5 protein-coding genes are annotated in these 6,618 nt (G+C 59.7%); all 5 read right to left on the reverse strand.

Features of this window, described 5'->3' with window-relative positions:
- Nucleotides 1-95: 95 nt before the first annotated feature.
- The 5 genes from GHO25_RS16750 to pabB all read right to left on the reverse strand — a co-directional run bounded on the left by GHO25_RS16750 (nucleotide 96) and on the right by pabB (nucleotide 6,418).
- Nucleotides 96-2,531, reverse strand: a complete 2,436-nt coding sequence (locus tag GHO25_RS16750; protein ID WP_153391318.1) for a TonB-dependent siderophore receptor — start codon at nucleotides 2,529-2,531, stop codon at nucleotides 96-98.
- 76 nt (nucleotides 2,532-2,607) lie between these two features.
- On the reverse strand, nucleotides 2,608-3,594 hold the full coding sequence (locus tag GHO25_RS16755; protein ID WP_153391320.1) for a FecR family protein: 987 nt from the start codon (nucleotides 3,592-3,594) through the stop codon (nucleotides 2,608-2,610).
- Nucleotides 3,594-4,112: a sigma-70 family RNA polymerase sigma factor gene (locus tag GHO25_RS16760; protein WP_048386824.1), complete on the reverse strand. Its 519-nt coding sequence runs from the start codon at nucleotides 4,110-4,112 to the stop codon at nucleotides 3,594-3,596. The genes GHO25_RS16755 and GHO25_RS16760 overlap by 1 nt, the downstream gene beginning before the upstream one ends.
- 158 nt (nucleotides 4,113-4,270) lie before the next feature.
- Entirely contained in the window at nucleotides 4,271-5,005 is a 735-nt protein-coding gene (locus GHO25_RS16765) for a phosphoadenylyl-sulfate reductase (protein ID WP_048369806.1), read from the reverse strand.
- Between the two features lie 69 nt (nucleotides 5,006-5,074).
- Entirely contained in the window at nucleotides 5,075-6,418 is a 1,344-nt protein-coding gene (pabB, locus tag GHO25_RS16770; protein WP_153391322.1) for an aminodeoxychorismate synthase component I, read from the reverse strand.
- Nucleotides 6,419-6,618 lie beyond the last annotated feature (200 nt).

Here is a 6,618-nt window from a genome sequence, read left to right on the forward strand (position 1 = left end):
GTATGTAGCTGTAGGAGCGAGCTTGTCTCGCGATCTTTTAAAACTCAAAAGATCGCGAGACAAGCTCGCTCCTGCAGGTTTACTGCACGGGCGCTTTAGAAATCCCAGCGCGTGCTCACCATCACGTTGCGCGGATCACCGTAATACGACGAGTTGTAGAAGCCGATGTTGGTGTAATACGACTTGTCGAACACGTTGTTCAGGTTGACCGTGGCCGAGAGGTTTTTGCTGATCTGGTAGCGCGCCATCAGGTCCACCAGCCAGTACGGGTCTTGGGAAAACTTCTCTACGGTGCCGCCCTTGTTCCAGTTGGTCAGCATTTGCCAGCCCGTGCCTTGCCAGCGTACGCCACCGCCCAGGGTGAGTTTGTCCCAGTCGCCGGTCAGCTTGTAGCTGGTGTACAGGTTGATCTGGTCTTCGGGCTCCCAGGTAGACACCTTCTTGCCGCCTTTTTCGCGGCTGACCTTGTGCGTGTAGCCCGCTTGCAGTTGCCAGCCGGGCAGCAGTTCGCCCGAGATTTCTGCTTCGTAACCTTTGGTCGTGGCCTTGATGCCCTTGTAGGCGTACTCGATGTCCGGGTTGGTCGGGTTCGCGTTGTAGGCGGTGTCGTCTTCCGGGCGGTTGTCCTGGTGCACTTCGAAGTAGGCCAGGCTTGAATTCAGTCGCCCGTCGAAGAACTCGCCCTTCAAGCCGATCTCGTAGTTGGTGCCTTCATCGGGCTCAAGCATTTTGTTGTCGCGGTTGCGGTAATACGACTGCGGCAAGAAGATTTCGGTGTAGCTGGCGTAGGCCGAGATGTTTTGATTGATGTCATAAATCAACCCCGCATACGGCAACACCTTGCCCGTGTCCTTGGCCTGGCTGGTGCCGGTGAGGGTGTAGTCGGCCACGCGGGTACCGAGCATCAGGGTCAGGTCATCGGTAAGGCTGAAGCGGCCGGTGATGTAGGTGCCGGTCTGACGGGTAGTTTCGTCGTTTCGCGAGGTCACGTTGCCCCAGTCCGGCTCATACGCATCGCCTTTCCAGTTATAGTAGTCGTACATGCTTTTAAACTGGATGGCGCTGGTGTAGTCGTTGCCGGTCCAGTGCGAGCGCGATACCGAACCGCCAACCACCAGTTCATGCTCGCGGCCCAGGAACTCGAACGGGCCGGTGGCGTAGATGTCGCCGCTGTCGCTGACGTATTCGCCGGTATATTTGCGCGCCAGCAGTCGTGCTTCGCCGGTTTCTAAGTTGGGGAACAGCAAAGCGCCCAGCGGGGCGTTATAGCCGTTGATCTGGTGGTTGTACTGGGCTTTGGCGACCCAGCCGTTGTCAAAACTGTGTTCGAGGGTGGCGAAAGCGGTGCGCGTGTATTGCTTCCAGCTGCTCCACTTGGCGCCGTTGTTGAACGAGCGCGGGGTGCTGATGCGTTCACCGGCGGAGTTGAACAATGAGGCGCTGCCTGACCAACTGGAGCCTTTGGGGTTGTTGTCCTGATAATCGGCGCCGAGGGTGAGCAGGGTGTCTGGGTCCAGATCAATCTCAAGAATCCCGTAATAGACCTCACTGTCGCGTTTGTAGTGGTCAATGAACGAGTGTTTGTCCTGGTAGGCCGCCACGGCCCGGCCCCGCACATTGCCGCTTTCGGTCAGTGGCCCGCTGACGTCGATTTCCGAGCGGTAGTTGTCCCACGAGCCGGCGCCGACATCGATGTGGGCCTTGAACTCGCGGGTGGGTTTTTTACGCACCATGTTGATGGTGCCGCCGGGGCCGCCAGCGCCAGTGAGCAAGCCCGTTGCGCCCTTGAGGATCTCTACCCGGTCGTAAATCGCGGTGTCGGTGAGGGTGTGCCCGGCGGAGTATTGCGGGTCTTGCAGGATCGGGATACCGTCGTATTGGAAGTTCTTGATCGCAAAGCCGCGCGAGTAATAGCTGGTGCGGTCGCTGTCATAGGTGGCCACGGTGATGCCCGGGGTATGGCGCATCACGTCATCAATCGAGGTGAGGCCAAAATCGTCCATCGCCTGGCGTGTGACGACCGAGATCGACTGCGGGGTTTCGCGGGGTGTCAGCACCATGCGCGTAGCGGTGGCAATGCTGCCGGGGGTGTAGGAACCCGAGCCTTCAGTGATTGTGCCTAGCTGGTTGGCGCTGACTTGGGTTGCGCCCAATTCCAGCGCGCTACCCGCCGCAGGCAAGGCGTCAAGCATGTAACCGTTAGTGCTTTTAACCACGGTGTAGCCGCTGCCGTGCAGCAGTGTTTCAAAGCCGCTTTGTTCGTTGTAGACCCCATGCAGACCGGGTGTGGTCAGCCCTTCAAGGTTGTGCGATTGAAAAATGATCGCCACGCCCGCTTGTTGTGCGAAGCGATTCAAGGCGCTGCTCAGCGGTCCGGCAGGAATATCGTAAGTCTGCACGGCCGTTTGCGCCTGGGCGATCGAGGTGCTCAACACGCCGGCCGCCGACGCCACAATCAAATGAATGGCCAGTGTCAGCGGCTTGCAGGCCTGAGGGCGAAAACGCCCGCGATGAAGGGAGGAGGTCAGCATGGAGAACGCAATCCTTTATGGGTCTGTATACCTTCCTTGACGGCTGACGCTGAAAAAGCGGAACGAATGCGAATTATTATTTTTTAGGCTGCGGCAACTGGCTGATCACAATCAGCCACGGGGTATAGGTATTGATGCTCAACGGCAGGGTGTCGGCGATCAATTGCAGCGCCCGGTCGGTGTCATCCAGCGGCAACACGGCCGTCACGCGCAAGTTGGCCAGAGCGTTGCGATCAAACTGCAGATGGCCGCGGCGATGGCGCGCTATCTCATCCAGCACCTGATCCAGCGGCTGGTTTTCGACCACCAACTGATGGCGGCGCCAGGCTTCATTGATGCTGGCGGGGTCTACCGTGCCAGAGAGTTTTACCGCGTCGCGGCTGATCAACGCCTTTGAGCCGGCGCCCACTTCCAGGGTTTGTTGCTCGTTGGCACTTTGCGCCGCCACCCGCGACTGCAGCATGCTCAGCACGGTGGTGTCTGCCAGATGATTGACCACAAAACGGGTGCCCAGGGCGCGCATGGTGCCCTGCGCGGTCTGCACGATAAAGGGTCGTGAACGGTCATGCGCCACCTCGACCAGAATTTCGCCCTGGAGCAATTCGATCCGTCGCTCCGTGCTGTTGAAGTGCACGTTGACCGCGCTGGCACCGCTGAGGGTGAGGGTGGAGTCGTCCGCCAGGTGCAGGGTCTTCCAGTCGTTGGGCCCGGTGCTGATATCGGCCAGCCAGCGTTCGGGGTACTGGCTTTTTAGCGTCAGGGTCACGGGCAAGGCCAGGCATGCAGCAATCAGCACAACACGCAGTATGTGCTTGCGCGGGGCCGTGGGTTTACGCCCGGTAAAGGCTGCATTCAGCGCGGCCTTTGCCGGGGCCGACTGTTCGCGCAGCGATTGCAGGCGGCTGATGGCATCTTGCATGCGCTGGGCGGCGGCTGCATGTTGCGGGCTCTGCTGCTTCCAGCACTCGAACTCAAGACGCGCCGCGTCGCTGAAGCCTTCTTCGTGCAGGCGCAGCATCCACTCGGCTGCTTGCTCATCAATGATCTGGCGGGGCGCTGGCATCAGGTGTCCAGGCTGTGGCTGCAGTGCAGCAAGGCTTGAATCAGGTATTTGCGCACAGTGCGATCAGACAACCCCAACTGGCGAGCGATCTCGCTTTGGGTCAGGCCGTCGAGGTAATACAGGACAAACGCCTGGCGGACGTTGTCGTGCAGGCCTTCGAGCATAAAGGCGATGTGTTCAAGGGCTTCGAGGGTGCTGAGGATGTGTTCGGGGGACTGAAAGCCCTCCAGTGCCTCGGCGGTCAGGGCCAGCTCTTGCAGGTAAGCGTTTTCGATGTGCTTGCGGCGTACTTGATCGATGATCAGCCGACGGGCGGTGGTGCTCAAAAACGCTCGCGGCTCGCGCAGGGAGGCCACCGACTCGCGGGCATTGAGAATTCGGGCGAAGGTGTCCTGAGCCAGATCGGCAGCATTGTGCGCACAGCCGAGTTTTCGGCGCAGCCAGCCAAACAGCCAGCCGTGATGTTCGCAGTACAGGTCTGAAATCGCGGCCTGGAACGGAGGTTCACCCGAAGACATAGAATATTACTCAAACGTTATTGAGAATTATTGCTAATTCTGAACGTAAGTTCGGGGTAAACGCAAGCGGGCGAAACAACTGTACGAGCGAGCTTGTCTCGCGATCTTTTGATCTTTAAAAGATCGCGAGACAAGCTCGCTCCTACAGGGTGTGGTGTTTAGTGCTTGGCGATCAGGTTGCCGGCGTGCAGGCCGCATTCCTTTTGCGTCGCTTCTTCCCACCACCAGCGGCCTTCGCGTTCGTGCTGGTTTGGCAGGACCGGGCGGGTGCAAGGCTCACAGCCAATGCTGATGTAACCGCGCTCATGCAGGCTGTTGTACGGCAGCTCGAGCATGCGGATGTAGCCCCAGACTTCCTCGCTGGTCATTTGCGCCAGCGGGTTGAATTTGTACAGCGGGCGCTCTGGCGTCGAGAATGCGCCGTCGATTTCCAGTGCCGCGACCTGGCTGCGGGTGCCAGGGCTTTGGTCACGGCGCTGGCCGGTCGCCCAGGCTTTAACAGTCGACAGTTTGCGACGCAGCGGTTCGATCTTGCGCACGCCGCAGCACTCGCCGTGGCCGTCTTTGTAAAAGCTGAACAAGCCTTTTTCTTTGACGAACGGTTCCAGCTTGGTCTGGTCTGGCGAGATCAGCTCGATCTGGATCTTGTAGTGATCGCGTACTTGTTCAATAAAGCGATAGGTCTCGGGGTGCAGGCGCCCGGTGTCGAGGCTGAACACTTTGACGTTCTTGTTGAGCTTCCAGGCCATGTCCACCAGCACCACGTCTTCGGCGCCGCTGAACGAGATCCAGAGTTCGTCGCCAAAATGTTCAAAGGCGAGTTTGAGAATGTCCTGCGGGGACTTGCTGGCGTATGTCGCGGCTGTTTGCGCAACGTCGAACGGATGGCTCATCAGGCGGTTTCCTACGGTGAATGGCGCTGGGCGCTCTCTAGTGGGGCGGATGGTAGCAAAAACCGCGCGCTACAGGGTTTGCAGCGTGTCGAGTAGCACCTTCACTTTGGTGATCGATTCTTGATATTCATCGTGCCAGTCAGAGTCGGCAACGATCCCGCCGCCGCCCCAGCAATTGACCCGGCCGTCTTTGACCAGCAGGCTGCGAATGGCGATTGAGCTGTCCATTTCTCCGCGCACATCCAGGTACAGCAGCGAGCCGCAGTAAATGCTACGCCGGGTGGGTTCCAGCTCATCAATGATTTGCATGGCGCGGATTTTCGGCGCGCCGGTAATTGAGCCGCCGGGGAAGCTGTCACCGATCAAGTCTAGCGCGTCTTTGCCCGGCGCCAGTTCACCGACAACGCTGCTCACCAAGTGGTGAACGTTGGGGTAGCTTTCGAGGGCGATCAATTGCGGCACGCTCACCGAGCCGGTACGGCAGGTGCGGCCCAGGTCATTGCGCAGCAAGTCGACGATCATCAGGTTTTCCGCCCGGTCCTTGGTGCTGGCCAGCAGCTCGGCGGCGTTGGCGGCATCTTCTGCCGGATTTTGACCCCGTGGGCGCGTGCCTTTGATCGGTCGGGTTTCGACCTGATTCTGGCTGACATGCACAAAGCGCTCGGGCGACAGGCTGAGGATGGCAGTGTCTTCGGGCAGGCTGACAAAGCCTGAAAACGGCGTCGGGCACGCGTCGCGCAAGGCGCAATAGGCGGCCCACGGGTCGCCCTCGCAGGGGGCGCTGAAACGCTGGGTGTAATTGACCTGGTAGCAGTCGCCCGCCTGAATGTAGTGCTGGATTTTTTGCAGGGCGTGTTGGTAAAACTCAGCGCTGATGTCGGGCTGCATGGGGTGTTTGAGCGAGAACGTGCCAGGCTCGCTCTGCGCGGGCTGAGCGAACAGCTCAATCAGGCGCTCGCGCTCGGCCACTGCCAGGCTGGGGTGAAACACCAGTTGGCTGGTCGCTGCCTGGTGGTCGCTGACCAGCGCCCAGGCATACAGCCCAAGCCGCGCATCGGGTAAATGCAGGTCGTTGAGCGACTGGGCGGGCAGGTGTTCAAGTTGGCGGCCGAAGTCATAGCTCAGGTAGCCGATGAGCCCGCCGACAAAAGGCAGCTCATAGGGCGCTGGCAGTTCAGCGTCACCCAGTTGTTTTAGCGCATCACGCAGACGTTGCAGAAACCCGCGCCCTGATTCGTCCGCCCGCACGCTCAACTCTTCGACTGGCCAGGCGCTCAGCAGGTCATAGCGCCCGCGCTCTGCGACGGGGCGGCCGCTGTCCAGCAAGACTGCGCCAGGGGCATGGTGAATCGCCGCAAAATAAACGGCAGGGTTGGGGTGGTAGGGCAGGGGGTGTACAGAGCAGGTCAACATGCGACGCCAATCAGCCAACGGAGCGGGGTGCTGATTGTAGTCTCGTGCAGGACGTCAAGGCTATGTGGCCGTTGTAGGAGCGAGCTTGCCTCGCGATCTTTTAAAGGCCAAAAGATCGCGAGACAAGCTCGCTCCTATGTATGGACTCGCCCCCCACTGTCAACCCGCTTTTGCCCACTGACACCCGGCTGCATCTATGT

It is taken from the genome of Pseudomonas sp. FSL R10-1350 (assembly GCF_009600525.1).
In the GTDB taxonomy this organism is placed as follows: Bacteria; Pseudomonadota; Gammaproteobacteria; order Pseudomonadales; family Pseudomonadaceae; genus Aquipseudomonas; species Aquipseudomonas helleri.

Coding starts and splice junctions, on each gene's coding strand:
- GHO25_RS16750 (WP_153391318.1), bottom strand. CDS start 2,531: ATGCTGACCTCCTCCCTTCATCGCGGGCGTTTTCGCCCTCAGGCCTGC.
- GHO25_RS16755 (WP_153391320.1), bottom strand. CDS start 3,594: ATGCCAGCGCCCCGCCAGATCATTGATGAGCAAGCAGCCGAGTGGATG.
- GHO25_RS16760 (WP_048386824.1), bottom strand. CDS start 4,112: ATGTCTTCGGGTGAACCTCCGTTCCAGGCCGCGATTTCAGACCTGTAC.
- GHO25_RS16765 (WP_048369806.1), bottom strand. CDS start 5,005: ATGAGCCATCCGTTCGACGTTGCGCAAACAGCCGCGACATACGCCAGC.
- pabB (WP_153391322.1), bottom strand. CDS start 6,418: ATGTTGACCTGCTCTGTACACCCCCTGCCCTACCACCCCAACCCTGCC.